At 72.7% G+C, this 19,196-nt stretch carries 13 protein-coding genes; 4 read left to right on the top strand and 9 right to left on the bottom strand.

Features of this window, described 5'->3' with window-relative positions; genetic code table 11:
* Window positions 1-16 precede the first annotated feature (16 nt).
* The gene (locus ADL03_RS05210) at window positions 17-2,899 is read right to left on the bottom strand and encodes a discoidin domain-containing protein (protein WP_053732212.1); all 2,883 of its coding nucleotides are present in this window, start codon (window positions 2,897-2,899) and stop codon (window positions 17-19) included.
* A gap of 102 nt (window positions 2,900-3,001) precedes the next feature.
* A complete protein-coding gene (locus tag ADL03_RS05205; RefSeq protein WP_053732211.1) occupies window positions 3,002-3,613 on the bottom strand; it encodes a hypothetical protein in 612 nt (203 codons plus the stop codon).
* A 19-nt stretch (window positions 3,614-3,632) separates the two neighbouring features.
* On the opposite strand from ADL03_RS05205, the gene ADL03_RS48140 reads away from it, so the two are divergent.
* Window positions 3,633-3,794 carry a hypothetical protein gene (locus ADL03_RS48140; RefSeq protein WP_197288098.1) on the top strand — a complete coding sequence of 54 codons (162 nt, stop codon included), beginning with the start codon at window positions 3,633-3,635 and terminating at the stop codon, window positions 3,792-3,794.
* Between the two features lie 7 nt (window positions 3,795-3,801).
* Here the strand turns inward: ADL03_RS48140 and ADL03_RS05200 are convergent, their stop codons facing one another.
* Window positions 3,802-4,158, bottom strand: a complete 357-nt coding sequence (locus tag ADL03_RS05200) for a metalloregulator ArsR/SmtB family transcription factor (protein WP_053732287.1) — start codon at window positions 4,156-4,158, stop codon at window positions 3,802-3,804.
* A gap of 121 nt (window positions 4,159-4,279) precedes the next feature.
* Here ADL03_RS05200 and ADL03_RS05195 point away from each other — a divergent pair, with 121 nt between their 5' ends.
* A complete protein-coding gene (locus ADL03_RS05195) occupies window positions 4,280-5,608 on the top strand; it encodes an MFS transporter (RefSeq protein ID WP_053732210.1) in 1,329 nt (442 codons plus the stop codon).
* A 7-nt stretch (window positions 5,609-5,615) separates the two neighbouring features.
* Here the strand turns inward: ADL03_RS05195 and ADL03_RS05190 are convergent, their stop codons facing one another.
* Window positions 5,616-6,971: an MFS transporter gene (locus ADL03_RS05190; RefSeq protein ID WP_053732209.1), complete on the bottom strand. Its 1,356-nt coding sequence runs from the start codon at window positions 6,969-6,971 to the stop codon at window positions 5,616-5,618.
* A gap of 73 nt (window positions 6,972-7,044) precedes the next feature.
* Here ADL03_RS05190 and ADL03_RS05185 point away from each other — a divergent pair, with 73 nt between their 5' ends.
* Window positions 7,045-7,605: a TetR/AcrR family transcriptional regulator gene (locus ADL03_RS05185; protein ID WP_053732208.1), complete on the top strand. Its 561-nt coding sequence runs from the start codon at window positions 7,045-7,047 to the stop codon at window positions 7,603-7,605.
* Window positions 7,606-7,712: 107 nt separating this feature from the next.
* Window positions 7,713-8,621, top strand: coding sequence for a helix-turn-helix transcriptional regulator (locus ADL03_RS05180; protein WP_197288097.1), 909 nt, complete (start codon window positions 7,713-7,715; stop codon window positions 8,619-8,621).
* Window positions 8,622-9,342: 721 nt separating this feature from the next.
* On the opposite strand, the gene ADL03_RS05175 is transcribed toward ADL03_RS05180, so the two are convergent.
* Genes ADL03_RS05175 through ADL03_RS05155 form a run of 5 tightly spaced genes read right to left on the bottom strand, consistent with a single transcriptional unit; the run spans window position 9,343 to window position 19,196 of the window.
* Window positions 9,343-11,145, bottom strand: a complete 1,803-nt coding sequence (locus ADL03_RS05175) for an SWIM zinc finger family protein (protein WP_053732206.1) — start codon at window positions 11,143-11,145, stop codon at window positions 9,343-9,345.
* Entirely contained in the window at window positions 11,142-12,245 is a 1,104-nt protein-coding gene (locus tag ADL03_RS05170; RefSeq protein ID WP_053732205.1) for a VWA domain-containing protein, read from the bottom strand. The genes ADL03_RS05175 and ADL03_RS05170 overlap by 4 nt, the downstream gene beginning before the upstream one ends.
* Window positions 12,242-14,443, bottom strand: a complete 2,202-nt coding sequence (locus ADL03_RS05165) for a DUF5682 family protein (RefSeq protein WP_053732204.1) — start codon at window positions 14,441-14,443, stop codon at window positions 12,242-12,244. The genes ADL03_RS05170 and ADL03_RS05165 overlap by 4 nt, the downstream gene beginning before the upstream one ends.
* On the bottom strand, window positions 14,443-15,513 hold the full coding sequence (locus ADL03_RS05160; RefSeq protein ID WP_053732203.1) for an AAA family ATPase: 1,071 nt from the start codon (window positions 15,511-15,513) through the stop codon (window positions 14,443-14,445). Before ADL03_RS05160 ends, ADL03_RS05165 begins: the two co-directional genes overlap by 1 nt.
* Window positions 15,510-19,196: a DUF4132 domain-containing protein gene (locus ADL03_RS05155; protein ID WP_053732202.1), complete on the bottom strand. Its 3,687-nt coding sequence runs from the start codon at window positions 19,194-19,196 to the stop codon at window positions 15,510-15,512. The genes ADL03_RS05160 and ADL03_RS05155 overlap by 4 nt, the downstream gene beginning before the upstream one ends.

Below are 19,196 nucleotides of genomic sequence, written 5' to 3'. Positions count from 1 at the left end.
TTCGGCAAAACCAGGTTCAGCGGACCGTGATGCTCTTGAGTGAGCCGTCGCCGGGCCGCCACCGGGTCGACACGGCCACGAACCGCGCCTGCGTCGCGGCCCCGTACGCCCGGCCGTCGGTGCTGTAGGAGAGCGTGTGCGCCGGCTCCGGCCCGCCGGTCCACTGCAGCCGGACCTGCTCGATCCGGTGCACCGCACCGAGGTCGACCACCATGCGGCCGTCGGGTCCCGGCGTCCACGAGGTCCGGGGGTCGCCGTCGACCGCACGCCCCGGATCGCTCATGCCCGGCGGCAGCACCGAGCAGGGGAACGTGACGCGGCCCAGCGCGAGGTCGTCGAACGGGAACGGCTTCACGTCGGGCATGGTCACCGTGCGTTCCCCACTGCCCAACACCACCTGCACGGTGCCGCCGTCGCGGTGCACCAGCGTGAACCGGGCCGGGCCGCCGCGGAACGTGACGCGCTGCGCGTCGTGCACCACGGCCGTGATGCCCGCGGGGATGCCCTGTGCGGTGAACCAGGGCGCCTCCACCCGTGCGGTGGCGGCGGGCAGCGCGAGGTCGTAGGCGGTGCCGTCGGCTGTGGTGACCTGGGTGCCCCGGTACAGCCGCGAGCCGCGCAACCGGACCGTGCCGGTGACGCCGGTGCCCGAGAGGTTGAAGAGGGTGAGGAACCCGTCCGCGACGCTCGCCTGGACCGACGGCGGGCACTGCGGCCGCGCCTGGGCCGCGATCGCCCGCAGGTCGGCGCGCACGTAGCCCTCGACCAGACCGGCGGGCAGCGTGATCGTGTCGCCCTCCACCGTGATCGTGCCCCGTGCGACGAACCCGGCGCGGCCGTCGACGTCCAGCCAGTCCTTCGTGCTCAGGTCCGGGCGCGGGTACTCGGCGGCCGTCGTCCACGTGCTGCCGTCGGCCGACGTCTCGATCCGGTAGGCGCCCGCCGCCGCGTTCTCCCAGCGCAGCCGCACCTCGCGCACGGGCTGGGCGGCGCCGAGGTCCACGGCGAGCCAGCTGTCGGCCCGGCCGCGGTCGCCACGCGACACCGCCCAGCGCGTGCCCGGGTTGCCGTCCGTCGCCTTCGCGGGTTCGTAGCCGGTGTCGAACGACGACGCCGTGGTCGGTTTGCCGCGCGCGAGGTCGCCGTTGACGTCGAAGTCGAACACCGAGTAGCCGTAGGTGGGATGCGGCCGCACGCCGACCATGCGCACGTGACGTGCCGTGACCGCCGGGAACGTCAGCACGTCGACCCGCGGCTCCTCCCGCGCCCGCACCACCGCCTTGCCCGCCGCACCGGTGTAGGTGCGGGTGCCGCTGAGGATGCCCGGCATGGCCAGGTTGTGCACGTCCACCCGGCCCGGCCGGGGGAGCGCGCACACGATCGTGCCGGTGGGCAGCGTGGCCGTGCCCGCGAAGCCGTCCGCGAACGCCAGCAGGCTCGCCGTGCCGTCGAACCCGTCGCGAACCCGTTGGTACACCACGGTGTTGCGGGTGGTGACGGCGGAGGTCGGCAGCAGCATCGGGGTCGCACCGCTGATCTTGAACAGCCAGTCGTCGTGCGCCGGTTGCCAGGCGAACTTGGTGAAGCCCGGTTTCGTGACCGTGCCGGCCCAGGCCTGCGCCGACTGGTGGGTGAGCAGGCCGGGTACCGCGCCGTGGTCGATCGTGAGCGCCGCGCGGGTGAAGAAGTCCTGTTCGGACACCGGAGCCGGGGCCGGGCGCAGCGCGTGCAGCAGGTAGCTGATCGCGAGCTCGGCGCGTGCCTCCGGCTCGTACTTGGCCTCGCCGGAGAACTTCGCGAGCCGGTGCACCGGCGGATACGCCTGGTAGGCCAGCAGCCGCGAGGCGAGCGCCGCCTCCGCGCGGGCGGCCATCGGGTCGCGCAGCACCGTCGAGCGGAACGCGAGCGGGATGACGTCACGCCCGTAGAGGTGTTCGCGGTCGTTGACCATCGGCATCAACGGCTCACCGGCGTCGCTCATCGTCGCGAGGATGGTGCGCCACAACAGCTCCCCGTTCGGCTGCCGGGTCAGCACCTCGGGCAGCGGCCGCCCGGCGAGCAGGAAGTGCACGGCGTTGCGGCCCGACGTGCGCCACAGCTCCTCCTGGTAGTGCGGGCCGAACGAGCCGTGGTTCTCCACGATGAACGTGTCGTGCAGGTTCGTCGCGGTGTTGGCGGAGATCGGCACGCCGTCGACCAGCGCCGGGTTGGCGAGGTCGGCGGCGGGCAGCCCGGCCTCGTTGCGGCTCCACCGGCCGAACGCCTCCCGCCAGCCCGGCCCGTCGCCGTGCCAGGCCAGTCCGGGCGCCAGCGACTGGGCGTAGACGCCCATCTCCTCCAGCTTGGTGTCACCCCGGTAGCCGCCGGTCAGGCCGTTCGGCGTCCAGGAACCCGACCGCGGGTCGTCGCCGGTGCCGAGCGAGACCGTGTAGTCGGCCTGGCCGCGGGCAATCGTCTCGACGTTCGCGCGCGTCGCTGCGTCCAGGTCCGGCCAGAGCAGCCGCGCGGCCAGCACGAAGTACGACTGGAACGTGGTGTCCCAGAACAGCGTCTTGCCCCACTCGGTGCCGCCGGCGAGCACGTTGCTCGCGGCGAAGTGCCTGATGGTGGCGAGGGTGCGCTGCCGGAGCACGTCCTTCTCGACGCCGGCGAGCGCGGCGTCGTAGGTGCCCCTGGTCAGCAGCACGGCGTTGCCCAGCACGACGGCGAACCCGAAGTCGGTGCGCCGGTAGCGGCCGGCCGCCTGGTCGTACTGGGTCTCGGACCACCTCGTGTGCCGCAGGAGCACCTCGTAGTAGAGGTCCCCGACACCGCGCGCGTCAGCGAGCGCGATCGTCGGCGTGGCCGCGAGCAAGCCCGTGGCGTAGAGGAACTGCCTGCGGTTGATCAGCCATGACATCGTTGTCAGCTCCCGGGGTGAGATCCGGCCCGATCGTGTGAGACGGGCCGGTCCCCGGTCAAGGTGCTGATGATTATCAGTCGATTTGCGGACAGACCGGTCTCACACGGTGACCGCGATCTCCGGGCCGAGCTTCGCGCCGTCCAGCAGCTCCAGGTCGTCGCCGCTCCAGAACCGGCCGGGGTCGTACCAGTTCGGCCGCCGCTTCGGCAGCAGCCCCATCGCCTCGTACGTGACCGCCACGACCTCGGCGCAGAACGCGCTCTCCAGCGTCGCGTCCGCCCTGGGCCGCAACGGAACCCGCCCGCGCAGCCAGCGCGAGGCCAGCCGGGCGGTGTTCGGGAACGGCGTGCCGTCCAACCGGGCGATCGTCTGCAGCACCGCGTCCTCCATCTCGTGGCCGACCTCGTGGTCGAGCTGCCGCAGCCAGACCCGCTGCCCGTACCTGTCGTGCCACGTCGTCACGGCGTCGCGCAGGTCGTGCAGCTGCGCGCCGCGCTGGTGCGTGCCGGTCCACATGTCCCTGAGCGACTTGCCGAGCTCCGCGTGCCACATCAGCGGCGGCAAGTCGTCGAGGACCACCGCCATGCCGACGTGGTTGACCGGGCTGTTGGTCATGGCCTGGATCGCCCGGTCCGCGGCACTGCGCCCGCGGAACACCCACACGTCACCGGTCCGGGTCAGCTCGACGGCTTGGTCCAGGGTTGTCGCCATGACCACGTAGCCTAGGCACATGAAGCTCTGGAAGGTGCTCGGCATCGCCGCGTTCGCCGGTGTCGCGGCCAGTGGCGCTCTCGTGGCCCGCAACCAGCGCCGCCGGGCCGCCTACACGCCGGACCAGATCAGGGAGCGCCTGCACGAGCGGCTGGCCGGCGCGGGTCAGCCGAAGGACTGACGCCCGCTCAGTCGTGGTCGGGCTTGCCGGTCAGGTGGTGGTCGGCGGCGTTGACCGCCTCGAACAGCAACCGGCGCACATGCCCGCCGCGCGCCCGGTAGACCGAGCGCCGGCCGTCGCGACGCACCGTGACCAGCCCGGTCAGGCGCAGCTTCGCCAGGTGCTGTGATACCGCGGGCCGCGCGATCCCGACCTTCTCCGCGAGCGTGGTGACGTCGTACTCGTCGCCGCACAGCAGCCACAGCATGCGCAGCCGCGTGGGGTCGGCCAGCATCCGGAACCCGTCGACGGCGGCCTCGACGTGCTCGCCGGACGGCAGCTGCCGCCAGGGCTCCGTCGTCGACCCGTGCTCGCGTGCGCGCATCAGCACATGTTGTCACCCTGCCGCGACAGCGCGGCGTGCGCCGTGCCATCTCCTTGCAGTTGCCAGGGATGGGTTGTTGCAACGTCGACGCGTGCGTACATGTGCACATATAGTGCCGCGCATGCACACCGTGCTGCGCAACCGCGCCTATCGCCACCTGTTCGGCGCGCAGGTCGTCGCGCTCACCGGCACCGGCCTGGCGACCGTCGCGCTCGGCCTGCTCGCCTACGACCTGGCCGGGCCGGACGCGGGAGCGGTGCTCGGCACCGCGCTGGCGGTCAAGATGGTGGCCTACGTCGGCGTGGCCCCGATCGCCGCCGCGGTGCTCGGCGCCCTGCCCCGGCGCGCGGTGCTCGTGGCGCTGGACCTGGTGCGCGCGGCCGTGGCGGTGGCGCTGCCCTGGGTGGACCAGGTGTGGCACGTCTACGTGCTGATCTTCGTGCTGCAGTCGGCTTCGGCGGCGTTCACGCCGATGTTCCAGGCGACCATCCCGGACGTGCTGCCCGACGAACGCGAGTACACCCGCGCGCTCACGTTGTCGCGGCTGGCCTACGACCTGGAGGGCCTGCTCAGCCCGGCGATCGCCGCCGCGCTGCTCACGGTCGTGTCCTCCGGCCACCTGTTCATCGGGACAGCGGCCGGGTTCGCCGCCTCGGCCGCGTTGGTGGTCTCGGTCGTGCTGCCGCGCCCGCGACCCGTGCCCCGCAAGGGCGGCCGGTACCGGGCGACGACCCGCGGCATCCGCATCTACCTGGCGACGCCGCGGCTGCGCGGCCTGCTCGCCGTGCACCTCGCCGCCGCGGCCGCCGGGTCCGTGGTGCTCGTCGACACCGTCGTCCACGTCCGCGACGTGCTCGGCCGCGGCGCCCCGGACGTCGCGATCGCCTTGGCGGCCAACGGAATCGGCTCGCTCGCCGCCGCGCTCGTGCTGCCGGGACTGCTCGACCGGGTGGCCGACCGCGTGGTCGTGCTGCGCGCCTGCGTCGCGCTGACCGCGCTGCTGGCCATCGGCACCACCTCCGTCTCGGCGCACTGGACCGGGGTGCTCGTGCTGTGGGCGTTGATCGGCGCGGGGTGCTCCTTCGCGCTGACGCCGGGAGCGCGGCTGCTGCGCCGCTCCGCCGGTGAGACCGACCGCCCCGCGGTGTTCGCGGCGGACTTCGCGCTGTCGCACGCGTGCTGGCTCGTCTGCTACCCGCTGGCCGGCTGGGTCGCGAGCGCGAGCGGCACCGCGACGGCGTTCGCGGTCCTCGGTGTGATCGCCGCGGCGGCCGCGGTGGTCGCGATCCGCCTGTGGCCGGCGGCCGACCCCGAGGTCGTCGAGCACGTCCACGACGACCTCGACCCGGACCACGACCACCTGTGCGACGCGGTGCCGGCCGGGGGAGCGTGGCGGCACGCGCACGCGTTCCGCATCGACGACCACCACGAACGCTGGCCGCGCACCTGAGTCAGGCTCAGCGCTCGGTGGACACGGCCGTTCCGGACGGGATCAGCCAATAGGCCACCCCTGCCGCCGCGGTCAGCAGCGCCGCCGCGACCAGCGCCGTGCCCTGCACCGCCTCCGTGAACGTGCTCGACGCCGCCCACGCCGACAACACCGTCCCGAGCACCGCGATCCCCAGCGCCGCACCGAGCTCGTACCCGGTCTCCGACACCGCCGAGGCCGCGCCGGCCTTCTCCGCGGGCACCGCCGACACCACCGCGTCCGTGGTCAGGGTCAGCGCCAGCCCGACGCCACCGCCGATGACCACCAACGCCACGGCGATCGCCGCGTAGGCCGCCGACACGCCGATCAGCGCCAGCCCACCGGCGCTCGCCAGCAGTCCCGCGGCGATCGCCCGTCCCGTGCCCAGGCGCCGCACCACCGGCCCGATGAACGCGATCACCACCAGACCCGCGATCCCGAGCGGCAGCTCGCGCAGCCCGGCCTCCAGCGGCGAGTAGCCCAGCACGTTCTGGAAGTACTGCGACAGGAAGAACACCAGCCCGGTCAGCGCGAACACCGCGATCACCGTGGCCCCGACCGCGCCGGAGAACGCCGGCTTGCGGAACAGCCCCACGTCGAACACCGGGTGCTCGGAGCGCTGCTGCCGCCGCACGAACAGCCACACCCCGGCCACCCCGGCCACTGCGGCGCCCAATGCCGTCCACGACGGACCGACCAGCGCGACCTGTTTGACCGCGTACACCAGCGGCACCACCCCGACCGCCGACAGCGCCGCGGACACCAGGTCGAACGGCCCCGGCGCCGGGTCACGCGACTCGGGCAGCCAGATGGCGCCGAACACCACCAGCAGCACCATCACCGGCAGGTTGATGATGAACACCGACCCCCACCAGAAGTGCTCCAGCAGCACACCGCCGACCAACGGCCCGAGCGCCGCGCCCGCGGTCGCCATGCCCGCCCACACTGCGACCGCCCGTGTGCGTTCCACGGGGTCTGTGAACATGTTCCTGATGATCGACAGCGTCGACGGCATGATCGTCGCGCCCGCCACGCCGAGCAGCGCCCGCGCGACGATCAGCCAGCCCGCCGTGGGCGCGAACGCCGCCAGCACCGACGCGGCCCCGAACCCGAAAGCGCCGGTCAGCAGCAGCTTCTTGCGGCCGATCCGGTCGCCGAGCGTGCCCATCGTGACGAGCAGGCCACCCAGCACGAACGAGTAGACGTCACCGATCCACAACACCTCGGCCGCCGACGGCGCCAGGTCCCGTTGCAGCGCGGGCAACGCCAGTGCCAGCACCGTGGCGTCGACGGCGATCAACAACAACGCGAGCGCGAGCACCCCGAGTGCCGCCCACCTGCGCATGACCCCTCCTCAGACCTGGTCAACCTAACGTACCGTCCGGACGGTCGGCTAGCAAAACGATAGGTTGATCGCCATGCCCGGAGAGCAGCGCAACGCACCCCGCACACGCCGTGAGGTGCTCGACGCGGCCGCACGCGCGTTGGTCGCGTTCGGCCCGAACGTCAGCCTCGACGCCGTGGCCAAAGAGGCGGGCGTGTCCAAGGGCGGCCTGCTGCACCACTTCCGCACCAAGCAGGCGTTGCTCGCCGGCCTGATCGACGACTGGTTCGAGCACTACGACGCCACCGTCGAGAAGCTCCTCGAACCCGAGGACACGCCGGGACGGTGGACGCGCGCGCACATTCGTGCCACGTTCGCCGAAGAAGAAGACGATCTATGGGCTCACCCGTCCGTCGTAACGGCCCTGCTGGGTGTTCCCGAGGTGCAGCGGCGCATCGACGCCGCGGCCGACCGCTGGCGGCAGCAAACCGATTCGGACGGACTGCACCCGCAGCGCGCCGACCTCATTTCCCGTGCACTCGACGGGGTGACGCTGGCCGATCTGCTGTGGCCCGGCCAGGAGACCCGCGAACACCGCGAAAGCACCCGTGACCTGCTGCTGAAGCTCACCGAGCAGGACGGCCCGCTGGTCTGAGTTTGTCCACCGATCGTTGTACATCGGAACAACTCTGAGACCGGACAACGAAAGCTGCGTACCGTCGGAAGTGCATGCACTCCGGGGGGAAGCATATGCCGATAGTGTTGTCAGAATCCGCGCCCAGGGGACGCGGACTCACGATTCTCTTCGAGCTGGAAGATCTGGCCCGCACCCGTTTCGCACCGGCCCCGCTGCCGATGTACGAACTGGTGTTCACGGTGCACAGCGGCAACTGGGACCGCCTGCTGCTACCGCAGATCCGCCCGCTCGCCGAGCTCGTCCGGCCGGGACGGTTCATCCCGGACTTCTTCAACTCCGCGCGCGCCGACTTCGACGAGGCCGTCCGCCAGGTCCTCGACGTGCCCGCCACCCGCGTCCGCGACCAGATCGCGAACATGCTCGGCACGACCTCACCGTGGCTGCGGTCGTTCGCCGCCGGCACCCCGACCTCACGCCAGGACCTGCGCGCGGCACTGCACACCGGCTACCGCGACCTCATCGAGCACAACTGGCCGGAGACCCGCCAGGCGTTCGACGCCGAGGTGCGCCTGCGGTCCAGCCAGGCCGTGACACGCGGCCTCGGAGACCTGCTCGGCAACCTGCACCCGGCGATCTCCTGGACCGCGCCCGCCCTGCACGTGGAACTGGCCTGGGACACCGAAATCGCCCTGCGCGGCACCGGCATGCTGATCGTCCCGGTGCTGCACGGCCTGACCCGCCCGGCCGTCTCGATGTTCGCCGAACCGCAACCGCTGCTGTTCTACCCCGTCGCCACACCCCAGCCGAGCGGCGCCTCACTGGAACTGGCCCTCGGCCGCACCCGCACACTGGTGCTGCGCGCCCTCACCTCCGAACGCACCACCACCGAACTCGCCAAACACGTGGGCATCAGCCTGCCCACCGCCTCCCAGCACGCAACCGCCCTGCGCACAGCGGGCTTCGTCTCGACCCACCGCAACGGCCGCTCCGTCCGCCACCGCCTGACCAGACGCGGCTGGGAACTGCTCACCTGACCCCGCCGGGGGACCGGCGTGACCGGCTGCTGGGGGAGCCGCGTGGCTGGGTTGCCGGGGATTTGCGTTGCCGGGTTGTTGGGGCACCCGCGTGGCCGGGTTGCCGGAGCATCCGCGTGATCGAGTTGCCGGGGGATCCGCGTGATCGGGTTGCCGGGGATTCGCGTGGCCGGGTTGCCGGAGGAGCCGCGTGGCCGGGTTGCCGAGGGATCCGCGGTCCCGTGTCGCTGCGTTACCGCACCGGCCCGAGCCCTCGCACCCCGCCCTCGCGCCCCGTCCAACCGCCCACGAGCCCTGGTTGCGCATCTACAAGCCCTGGGCACACCCATGGGCACGTGCCTGCGTGGCCTGCTCGCCGCCGAAGTCCAGGTCTCGTGCACCAGTCCGCCCACGCCACCTGCCCGACCGCGTCACCGGTCAGCCGCGCCCCTGTCCAGCCGTACAACCAGCCCGACCACGCAGCCGTCCAGCCGTACCGCCAGCCCGGTCCCGCCACCAGTCCGCCCGTGACACCGGGGCAGCTGTGCCGCTCAGCCCGGCCGTGTCGACCTCTCGGCCCTGCCGACCTCTCGGCCCTGCCGACGCCCACTCCGCCCTGCCGACGTCCACTCCGCCGCTCAGCCCGGCCCTGCCGACCTCTCGGCCCTGCCGACCACCCACTCCGCCGCCGCCCGCTGTGCCCGCCGATCGGCCCGGCCGAACCGCTCCATCCCGCCCGCCGTCAGCGTGCGTCAGCCGTCACCAACAGCCGCAAATGCGCGCCCAACCAGGCCTGCGTGCCCGGCGCATCGGCGAACGCAACGACCTGTGTCGCCGCCGTGCGCAGGCCGAGGCGGTGCAGGTGGGCGGCGACCTCGCGGGTGCGGGTGAGCAGGCCGGCCGGCAGGTGGTCCAGGCCGCGGTGTGCGGCCTCGGCCAGGACCGTCAGTGCGCTGTCGATCGCCGCGGTCAGCGGGTCGGCGCCGGCTCCGCCTGGCGGCAGCGGTTGCGGGGAGGTGTCGGTGGCCAGGTCCAGCACCACCACGCCCGCGTCGGTGTGCACGGCCAGCGGGTCGACGACCAGGGTGCCGCGGTGTCTGCGGACGGAACCGGTGATGGTGGTCGGGGTGGCGCGCAAGGCAGTGGCCAAGGCGTCGAGGGCGTGTGGTGCCACGGCGCGGTGGGAGGCCTCCAAGGCGCAGGTGCCGGTCGGGTTGTGCAGGGTGGCTGTCAGGCGTTGGGCGGCGGGGTCGTAGGACACGTCGGAGACGTCGGTGACGCGCACCGCGCGGACCAGTTCGGCCTCGACGCGGGCGCGGACCTGGCGGGGTGGGAGGTCGGCGAGGTGGGCGGCGGTCGCGGGGTAGTCGGCGACCACCAGGGGGTGTGGCAGGTCGTCCCAGGAGGTGCCGACGGGGGTGAGTGAGGTCTTGGCGATGCGGCTGGTCTTCAGGGTCACCGCGCGGCTCGCGTTGCGGGTGGCCGACTCGGAGACGACGTTCGACGCGGCCAGGCGCTGGGCGGTGCGCAGCGGGGTGTCGCGTTGGACCAGGACCACGTCGCCCGAGGCGAAGTAGACGTCGGCGGTGGTGTCGGTGCGCAGGCGGGCGCCCAGGGCCGTCAGGCGGACGCGGCGCAGCGGGGTTTCCGCCGGTTCGTCGAAGCCGAGGACCTCGGCTCGGGGGCCGGTCGCGGTGGTGCGGGCGTGCAGTTCGGTGAGCAGTGCGGCGAAGTGCTCGGCCTCGTAGTCGGCGTTGCGGGTGCGGTAGGCGGCGAGCTGGGCGAGCAGGTCGGTGATCACCGCGGCCGGCCAGTGCAGGCGCTGGGCGGTCAGGTCGCGGTGCAGGCGCTGCCAGGCGGCGTCGAGGACCTCGCTCGCGTTCGTGGCGCCGTCGAGCAGGAGCTGGTCGAGCAGGTCGGTGACCGCGGTCAGGTCCGTTGCGGTGGTGGGGGATCCGCCGACGTCCACGGTGTCGGCGCCCGCCGCGTCGGCCGCGCGGAACGCCCACACCGCCAGTGCCGTCGCCTCCTCGCGGTGCACGGCGTCGGTGTGGACATAAGCCAGGTCGCCGGGCACGAGGAACGTCACCGTGCACGTCGGCAGCTCCGCCTGGGCCGTCGGGTCGGTCGCGGTCGGACGGCGCAGCTTCGCGCGGTAGCCGGCCTGAAACGCCCTGCGGGCACGGCGCAGCGTGCGTTCGCCCATCAACGCCGTCAGGTCGTCGTCGGTCACCGCACCGGGCGACCACAGCTCCACCGGCTCGGCCACGTCCTGGGTGCGTTGGTACGCCAGGACAACGGCGATGCGGTGGCGGCACACGCCGGCCGCGCCGCAGCTGCACGATGCCGCGTCGAGCGCGGTGTTCGGGGGCAGGGTCGTCGTCGTGCCGTCGGGGAACTTGCCCTGCACGGCACCGGCCGGGTCGGTGTCGAGCACGGGCAGGACGCCCGCGTCGAGCTCCTTGGCCGCGCGCTTCACCAGGCCGCGGTTGGCGAGCGCCGCGAGGGCGTCCGGCGTGAGCGCGAGCAGGTCGGGTCTGGTCACCTGAGTTTCTCCGCAACGAATTCCGCGAGCTCGCCAGGGGTCATCGCGCCGACGTGGGCGCCCGCGTTCGCCAGGCGCTGGCCCAGCACGCGGTCGTAGTCCGGGTTCGCCTGCTCGTCGAGCGCGGCCAGGCACAGCACGTGGGTGCCCTGCTCGCACAGGCCCTTCACCGTCCTGACCAGGCGATCGGGGTTGCCACCCTCGTAGAAGTCGCTGATGATCGCGACGACCGCCCTGCGCGGGCTGTCCACGAGACCGGCGCCGTACTCGGCGGCCCTCGCGATGTCCGTGCCGCCGCCGAGCTGCACCTTCATCAGCAGCTCCACCGGGTCGGTCACGTCCGAGGTCAGGTCCACCACGTTCGTGTCGAACGCGACCAGGTGCGTGCGCAGCCCCGGCAGGCCCCACAGGCAGGCCGCCGTCACCGCCGAGTGGATCACCGAGCCGGTCATCGACCCGGACTGGTCCACCAGCAGGACGACCTGCCACTGCTCGACGTGGGTCTTGGTGCGGGAGAAGAACTTCGCGTGTTCGATCGAGAGCTTGCGCTCCTCCGGCCGGTAACGCCGCAGGTTCGCCCTGATCGTGGCGCGGAAGTCGAAGTTGCGCGAGTTGCGGTGGATGCTCGGCCGCCGCGACCGCGTGCCGCTGAACGCCTGCCGCACCTCGGTCTTGAGCTTCTCCACCAGCTGCCGCACGACCGCCTCGACGATCTTGCGCGCCATCGCGAGCACGGCCGGGTTCATCAGGTGCTTGGTCCGCAGCACCGCGCGCAGCAACGCCGCGTTCGGCTCGATCCGTTGCAGCACATCGGGATCGGTCACGACATCGGTGATCTCGTACCGCTCGACCGCGTCGCGTTCCAGCCGCTCGATCGTCTCCCTGGGGAACAGGCTGTGCACCTCGTCCAGCCAGTCGACGGTCTGCACCACCGAGTCCTCGTTGCCGCCCTTGCGCACACCGCGTTCGGCCAGCCCCGGATCGCGCCCGTAGAGCCACTCCAGCGCGGCGTCCCTGCGTGCCGCCTCACCCCGCAGACCGCCGGTGCTGCGGGCGGAGGGCTCGCCGAGGATCAACCGCCAGCGCTCCATGTCCGTCATGCCAGTCCGCCCTTCACCAGCAACGCGTCGACCCGTCGTTCCACCGCCAGCGCCTCCGCCACGACCATCGGCTCGGCGTCGAGACGGGTCACGCCCCGCGCGTCACCCCCGGCGCCGCGGTGGGTGAGCACGGTCGCCGCGATCGTCTCCCGTTCCCTGGGCGGGAAGTAGCCGAAGGCGAGCCGCAACGCGGGCAGCGCCACCAGGAACTCCTCCTCGGTCATCGCGCTGACCAGCTCGTCCAGCACACCGACCAGCTCGGTGCTCGCCAGCACCTCCTCGCGCGCCACCGCGAACAACCCGGCGAGCCAGTCGCCGAGCGCCGCGACGTTCCTGACCTTCCGCACGTCCGGCTGCGCACCCAGCGCCCACGCCAGCCCGAGCGCCGCACCCCGCAGGTCCGGTGGCGCCTGCACGTCCTCGCTCACCCGCGTCGCCACACCCGTGACGTCCTCGACCTCCAGCGACAGCGCGGACTTCGCGTGCAGCACCGCGTCCCTGGTCGCCGCCACCGCCCGCAGCCGATCGGGGTCGGCCGGGGCCGGGCCGCCGTGCAGACCCTCGACCAGCCACAGCACCCTGGTCGTGCCGCTGTCGATCACCGCTCCCAGCAACGGGTCCTTCGCCGTGCCGAACAACCGGTCGTGCCGCCACAGGCCGAGCACCCCGCTCAGCACGTGACCCAGAGCGGCGAGGTCACCGGTCTCCCGCACGCCCGCGTCGAGCGCCTCCTTGACCCGGCCGGACAGCGAGGACACCCCGCACAGCACCGCGTCGAACAGGACCCCGGCCAGCTCCTGCAGCTGGGCGTGCCGCGCGCGGCGTTCGAGCGCCACCCCGGCCGCCTCCGTGAGCGTCGCGCCGTGCTCGGCGGCCTCGATCAACGCCGCCAGCCGCCCGTCCACCGGCCGCAGCACCCACTGCTCGTCGAGCTGCGGCGGCGCGCCCTGGTCCGGCCCGCTCGTGCGGTCGAAACCGGGGATCCGCAGCACCCGCAACCGGTGCAGGACCCGGCTGCGCTCCAGCGCCTTCGGGTCCGTGAGGTCGAGCGCCACCTTGCCCTCGTGGTCCAGCCCGTGCGTCCGCAGCAGCTCCTGCACCGCGTTGACCAGCGGCGGCGCCGGTGTGTCCGGGTGCAGCCGGCCGACCTGGTCACCGCGCAGCGCACCGATCATCTCGACCAGCGCCGGGTGCGCGCCCGGCTGCAACGTTCCTCGCCGCGTCCACGGCGGCGGCTGGGTCAGGTCCTCGGAGATCAGCGCGCTGGTCAGGCCGTCCAGCACGTCCGTGCGCGCCGGCTGCTCGTGCCCGCGCAACCGCGCCAGCGCGCCCGCCTGGGTGCGCGCCGCGATCAGGTCCGCCGTCGACACCGGCTGCTGCCTGCGCCGCAACCGGGTCGCCACCGACTCGACCAGCCAGTCGGCGGCCCGCTGCGCACCCTGCTCCCAGACCTGCTGGTAGTAGCCGGGCGACGGCATGCCCGACTGGTAGCCGGTGAACGCGTCCAGCCGCGCGTGCGAGTACGGCACGAGGTAGCTCGCGCCACGCTCCCGTTCCGGCACCTCCGGCCACTCGGTGCCGCCGTCGAGCATCCCCCTGAGCGCGGGCGTGTGGAAACCGCCGGTCACCACGACGACCGGCCGCTCACCGGCATCGTGCACCGCGGCGCGCACCCAACTCGCCATGTACTCCTCCCGCGCCGAGTCGCCCTCGTCCGCGGTGGCCGTGCCGCGCAGCAGGTCGAAGTACTCGGCCAGCCCCCGAGGGTCCGGTTCGGACTCGAAGAGGTGGTCCCACAGCACGTCGACGTTGTCGACCGCGAACTCCCGGCACAGCCGCTCCACGACCTCGGCGTACCGCAGCTCCGCGTCCGCGTACCGGTTGCTGACGTCGTGGAACGCCCGGTGCCACGCGGGCAGGTCGATGAACCTGACCTCCGCCCCGCACCTGCGTGCCTCCGCGATCGCCACCCACTCCGGCGAGTAGTCGCAGAACGGCGCCCACGACGCGTGCTCGTCGGAGTAGCTGAACAACGCGATCGGCAGCTCGTGGCCCAGCAACAGCTCGTCGATGCGCTCGTTGAAGTCGGCCGGCCCCTCGATCAGCACGTACGCGGGCTGCTGCTCCTCGATCGTGGCGGCGACCAGCCGGGCACAGGCGGGACTGTGGTGCCGGACGCCGACGAACACCGCCCCCATCAGCCGGGCAGCAGGTGCCGGGCGCGGTGCAGCTCCTGCCACTGCTTGCCCTTCCTGCGCGGCGCGTGCTGCTCCAGGTACCGCCGCAGCCGGGCCAGGTCCTCGGCGTTGTCCTTGGCCGCCGTGCCCGCCAGGCACTCGACCACATCCGCCGCGGTGCCCTGCTCGCCGCGCAGGAACCACCCGCGCAGCCCGACCGCGTGCGCCACCGACACCGCCTCCGCGGTGCTCATGACCGTGGTGAGCCGGTCGGTGCCCTCGCGCAGGTCGCGGAACGTCCGCACCAGGACCTCCAGCACGTCCCGCTTCGGCGCCAGCTGGACGCCGGACTTCTCCAGCAGCTTCGCGGCCTCCTGCTCGACCAGCGCCAGCTCGGTGTCGAAGTCGGCGATCGGGAACACCGTCTCGAAGTTGAACCGCCGCTTCAGCGCCGCGCTCATCTCGTTGACACCGCGGTCGCGCGTGTTCGCGGTCGCGATGACGTTGAACCCGTCCTGCGCGAACACCATGCCGTCCGGGCCGTCGAGCTCGCCGATCGCCATCACGCGGTCCGACAGCAGCGACAGCATGCAGTCCTGCACCTCGAGCGGGCAGCGGGTGATCTCCTCGAACCGCACCAGCTTGCCCTCGGCCATGCCGCGCAGCATCGGTGCGGGCACCAGCGACCGCGGCGACGGCCCCTCCGCCACCAGCAACGCGTAGTTCCACGAGTACTTGATCTGGTCCTCGGTGGTCGCCGCACCGCCCTGGATCGTGAGCGTCGACTCGCCGCACACCGCCGCCGCGATCAGCTCGGACAGCAGCGACTTGGCCGTGCCCGGCTCACCGACGAGCATCAGCCCGCGGCTGGTCGCCAGCGTCACCAGCGCTCTGTCCACAAGGGAGGGATCACCCACGAACTTCTTGGTGATGCCGCGTTTCTCGTCGCCGACGACGAACCGGCGCGCGGCCTCCAGGCTCAGCGCCCAGCCGGGTGGCCGCGGCGCGGTGTCGGAGTCGCGGAGCTGGGCGAGCTCACCGGCGTAGCGGACCTCGGCCGGCGGGCGCTGCATCGTCTGGGTGCTGGTCATGGCTGCAGGGACTCCAGTTCGGAGAGGATCTCGGAGGTCGTGATCGGGTCGACCGCGTACGTGGCGGGTGCGTCCTTGGGCGGTGACCACCCACCGTGGCCGCTGGGCGAGAACCACATGTCGGAGAAGCCGACCTCGGGGAAGACGTCCATCGCGCCGACCGCGATGCCGGGGTCGAGGGAGGCGACGAGGGCGCCGCCGCCGGGGAACGGCCGGGTGATCCAGCACTCGACACCGGCGTCCTGCGGTTCGCCGCGGACCCAGCCCTTCTTCGTCAGACCGAGGATCTTGCCGATCGGGTGGGACGTGCCGCAGTACTTCCGCAAGCGCGGCAACAGGTCCTCCCCGCGGTCCGGCACGTGCAGCGGACGGCCGAGCTGGGGGAACGGCTGGAGGATCTCGTAGTCGGCGAACACCTCACCCCACGCGGCCAGCGAGTCCCCGAGCGTGACCGGGTGGGCGACGCGAACGGTTGCGTCCTGCGGCAGGGTCACCTCGCCGTCGTTCGAGTCGGCGAGGGTGCGGTCCTCGGCCAGCCGGAACGACAGCCCGGAGTCGGTGATCCACACCAGCCGGCGGACGATGTGCCACAGCAGCGGGTGCGCGGCCAGCACCGTGCGGAACTCCTCCTCGGTCCACGCGCGCTGGTCGACCATCGCCCGTTCCAGCCGCTGGATCTGGTCGGAGGCGACGGTGCGGACGTCCTTCTTGAGCGTCGTGAACCGCTTGTGCTCCAGCGGGGCGAGCTCCTGGTCGTCCTTGGCACCGGGCTTCGGCAGGTCCTTGCGCCGCTTGCCGTCCGGGTCGAGCACATAGGGCTTGAGTTGTTCGTCGAAGCCGACGCGGAACTGGCGTGGGCCGTAGTTGATGACCAGTGACGCTTCGTCGTCGAGACCGAGGCGTGGGACGAGGCGGTCGGCGAGCTGGTCGCGGGACAGGCCCAGTTCGGCGGCGATCTGCGAGACCTTTTCCTGGGCTCGGGTCTTGAGGCCCTTGAACTTGACCTTCTCCGCGATGCCGTTGAGGTGCGAGAGGGCGACCTCGGTGCCGATGTCGGCGAGCACGTCCAGCGCGGTCACCGCCCTGGCGTGCTGGCTCTCACCCGGCCAGCTGCGGATCAGCGGGGACAGCTTGCGGACGGTGGAGTCGTCGCCGAACCAGCCGAGCGCGTGCAGCGCCCAGCTCTCCTTCGACGGCCCGCCCGCCCGGTACCACTGTTCGAACACCGCCCACGCGAACGCGGCCAGCGACGCGGGATCGAGCGCCTCTCGGGCGATCGGCAGCCCGGCGTAGACCTCGCCCGGCTTGGACAACGCGGCCGTCATCAGCAGGCTGGCCGACGCCTCGGCGGGCAGGGCGTGCGTGCGGCCGCGGAGCAGGACCTGCGGCAGCATGCGGACGTCCGCCCAGTCGCCGAGCACCGGCAGCTTCGCGGGCAGCACGTCCACCGGGTTGACCGCCAGCACGGCGTCGATCGCCGCCTGCGCACCGCAGGAGGCCGCAAGACCCGCCACGTCCACACCGAGGCCGTGCAGGTGCCGAAGGGCCGCCTCGGCGTCTCGGCGGGCGGCACCGGGCTTGCCGGCGGCCGCGGGGATGAGCAGCAGCGCGGCCTGCTCGCGGTGGCGGGCCAGCCACGCCAGTGCCCAGCGGCGGGGCAGCTTGGTCCGCGCGAACCAGCCGGCCATCACCGCGGCCACCTCGGCCGTGGCGAAGGGCAGCAGCACCACGCCACCCTGTGCCGGACTGGACTGCGCGAGCTTCGTCAGCGGCGCCACGGCGTCCGCGCCGAACCGCGCGGCGAGCTGCTTGCCCCACTCCTCGACGCCGTAGTGGTAGTTCGGCTGCCACTGCGCCAGCAACGGCCGCACCTCGTTCTCGGGAGCGAGGAGGAACAGGTCGTTGTCGTGGTAGCCGACGATGCCGGACCGGTAGTCGGCGAGGAGCTTGCGCCAGTCGTGGTGGGTGGAGATCCACTCGCGGCCGGACGCCAGCCACTGCTCGCGTTCGCCCTCCTCCCACCGCACCGACCCGGCGGGCACCGGGAGGCCCTCCAGCACCACGGGCTTCGCGGCCGGTCTGCGGTCACGCCACGGCGGTGACACCAGCAGCGGCGGCAGCTGGTCCACGTCCGCCTCCGGCCAGCTCTCCACCTCGGACTCGGCGAGCACCGCGAGGACGTCGGCCGGCACGTCGAGAGTGGGGTGCGTCCGCAGGTGCGCGCTCAGCAGCTGCTGCACGTCCGCATTGCCCGACACCCGCTCACCGAGCAGCCGGGCCGCCCGCCGCGGGAACGCCGCCATCGCCGTCAGCACCGCCGGCCGCACGTACTTCCGGTCGAGCCGGTCGAGCAGGACCGTGAACGCCTCGTCCGCCGGCAGCGCCGCGAGCACCTTGACCGCCTGCTTCACGCCCTCCGCCCACACGTACTCCTGGTCGAGCTCCTGCGCGAGCAACGGCGCGACGGCCGGACCCAGCACGTACACCGCCGTGTACAGCACGAACGCGGAGTTGGTCAGCGACGAATCGGCGCGCACGAAGTCCTCGTGGCTGCGCGCCGTGCACGGCAGCATCCACCACTTGCTCGACGTGTACGGCAGGGCGCAGACCTCGGCGAACCAGTCGGAGCGCTCGGGCAGCAGGTAGGACCGCAGCTCCCGCACCGTGTCCGTCGCGGCCATCTCCTCCAGCGCGGTCTCCGCGGCCGCACGCTCCGCGTCGTCCGCGACCGCGAGCGCGTACCGGACCGCGGTGAGCATCCGGCCCTCGACGCGGTCGAGGGCGGTCTGGAAGCCGTCGGTCACGCGGTGCAGACGGCAGTTCGTCTGCTTCGACCGCACGCTGTCCCACTCCTCCGAGTACGCCAGCCCCATGAACTCGACGACCGCCTCGGCGGCGAACGCCACGCCGTGGTCGGCGATCCAGGCGTGCACCGACGGCAGGCCGCACGCGGTGATGGTCGCGACCGCCGCCGCGCCGACGGGGTTCGGTCGTCCGGCCAGGTGTTCCCTGGTGGCGCTGACGAGCTCGGCGGACGTGCCCTGGGCGGTCAGCGCGCGTCCGACCGCACCGGCGTTGACGGTCACCTGGCTGCGGGCCTCGGCGGCCAGGTCGAGGTCGAGGATGAACTCCGGCGGCGGGGTGAAACCGCGCTGGCGCACGACGTGCCGGAGCCAGGCCTTGGGCATCTCCCAGGCGTCCTCGTCGACGACCGCCGCGGCGTGGTCGGTGGCGGGGGTGTCGGCGGCTGGCGGCTCGGTGGGTGCGGGTGTGGAGGAGTGGGCGAGTGGCTGCGGCGCTGGGGTACCGGACGGGGGTGTGGCGGCTGGTGGCTGCTCGTCAGGGGCAGTGGGCGGGTTTGTGGCGCCAGCCGTGGTCGGCTGGGCAGCGGGTGTCGCGCCGGTGGTGGCCGACTGGGCAGCGGCCGAAGGCTGACCGGGTGCGGGGGCGGCCGGGGAAGCGGTAGCCGCAGCGGTCGTGGCGACGGCGCTGTAGCCCTTCTTCTCCTTCTCCGCCACCAGCTTCGCGACGTGCGTCGTGGCGGCCTCCGCCGACGCCAGCTCCTTGGTCTGCGTCTGTCCGGCGGTGCCGATCCGTCCAAATCGGACGGTCACGGCGGCGCCGTCCTGCGCCACCTCCCAGAACTTCGCCGAGCCGCCGGAGACGAGCTCCCACCTGTGCAC

Origin of the sequence: Nocardia sp. NRRL S-836 (genome assembly GCF_001279525.1) — a bacterium.
GTDB lineage: Bacteria > Actinomycetota > Actinomycetes > Mycobacteriales > Pseudonocardiaceae > Lentzea.
This window is presented reverse-complemented; position numbering and strand designations above follow the sequence as displayed.

What these genes read in the sequence shown, in the direction of transcription:
- ADL03_RS05210 (WP_053732212.1), bottom strand. Translation starts at nt 2,899, where the DNA reads ATGTCATGGCTGATCAACCGCAGGCAGTTCCTCTACGCCACGGGCTTG.
- ADL03_RS05205 (WP_053732211.1), bottom strand. Translation starts at nt 3,613, where the DNA reads ATGGCGACAACCCTGGACCAAGCCGTCGAGCTGACCCGGACCGGTGAC.
- ADL03_RS48140 (WP_197288098.1), top strand. Translation starts at nt 3,633, where the DNA reads ATGAAGCTCTGGAAGGTGCTCGGCATCGCCGCGTTCGCCGGTGTCGCG.
- ADL03_RS05200 (WP_053732287.1), bottom strand. Translation starts at nt 4,158, where the DNA reads ATGCGCGCACGCGAGCACGGGTCGACGACGGAGCCCTGGCGGCAGCTG.
- ADL03_RS05195 (WP_053732210.1), top strand. Translation starts at nt 4,280, where the DNA reads ATGCACACCGTGCTGCGCAACCGCGCCTATCGCCACCTGTTCGGCGCG.
- ADL03_RS05190 (WP_053732209.1), bottom strand. Translation starts at nt 6,971, where the DNA reads ATGCGCAGGTGGGCGGCACTCGGGGTGCTCGCGCTCGCGTTGTTGTTG.
- ADL03_RS05185 (WP_053732208.1), top strand. Translation starts at nt 7,045, where the DNA reads ATGCCCGGAGAGCAGCGCAACGCACCCCGCACACGCCGTGAGGTGCTC.
- ADL03_RS05170 (WP_053732205.1), bottom strand. Translation starts at nt 12,245, where the DNA reads ATGACGGACATGGAGCGCTGGCGGTTGATCCTCGGCGAGCCCTCCGCC.
- ADL03_RS05165 (WP_053732204.1), bottom strand. Translation starts at nt 14,443, where the DNA reads ATGGGGGCGGTGTTCGTCGGCGTCCGGCACCACAGTCCCGCCTGTGCC.
- ADL03_RS05160 (WP_053732203.1), bottom strand. Translation starts at nt 15,513, where the DNA reads ATGACCAGCACCCAGACGATGCAGCGCCCGCCGGCCGAGGTCCGCTAC.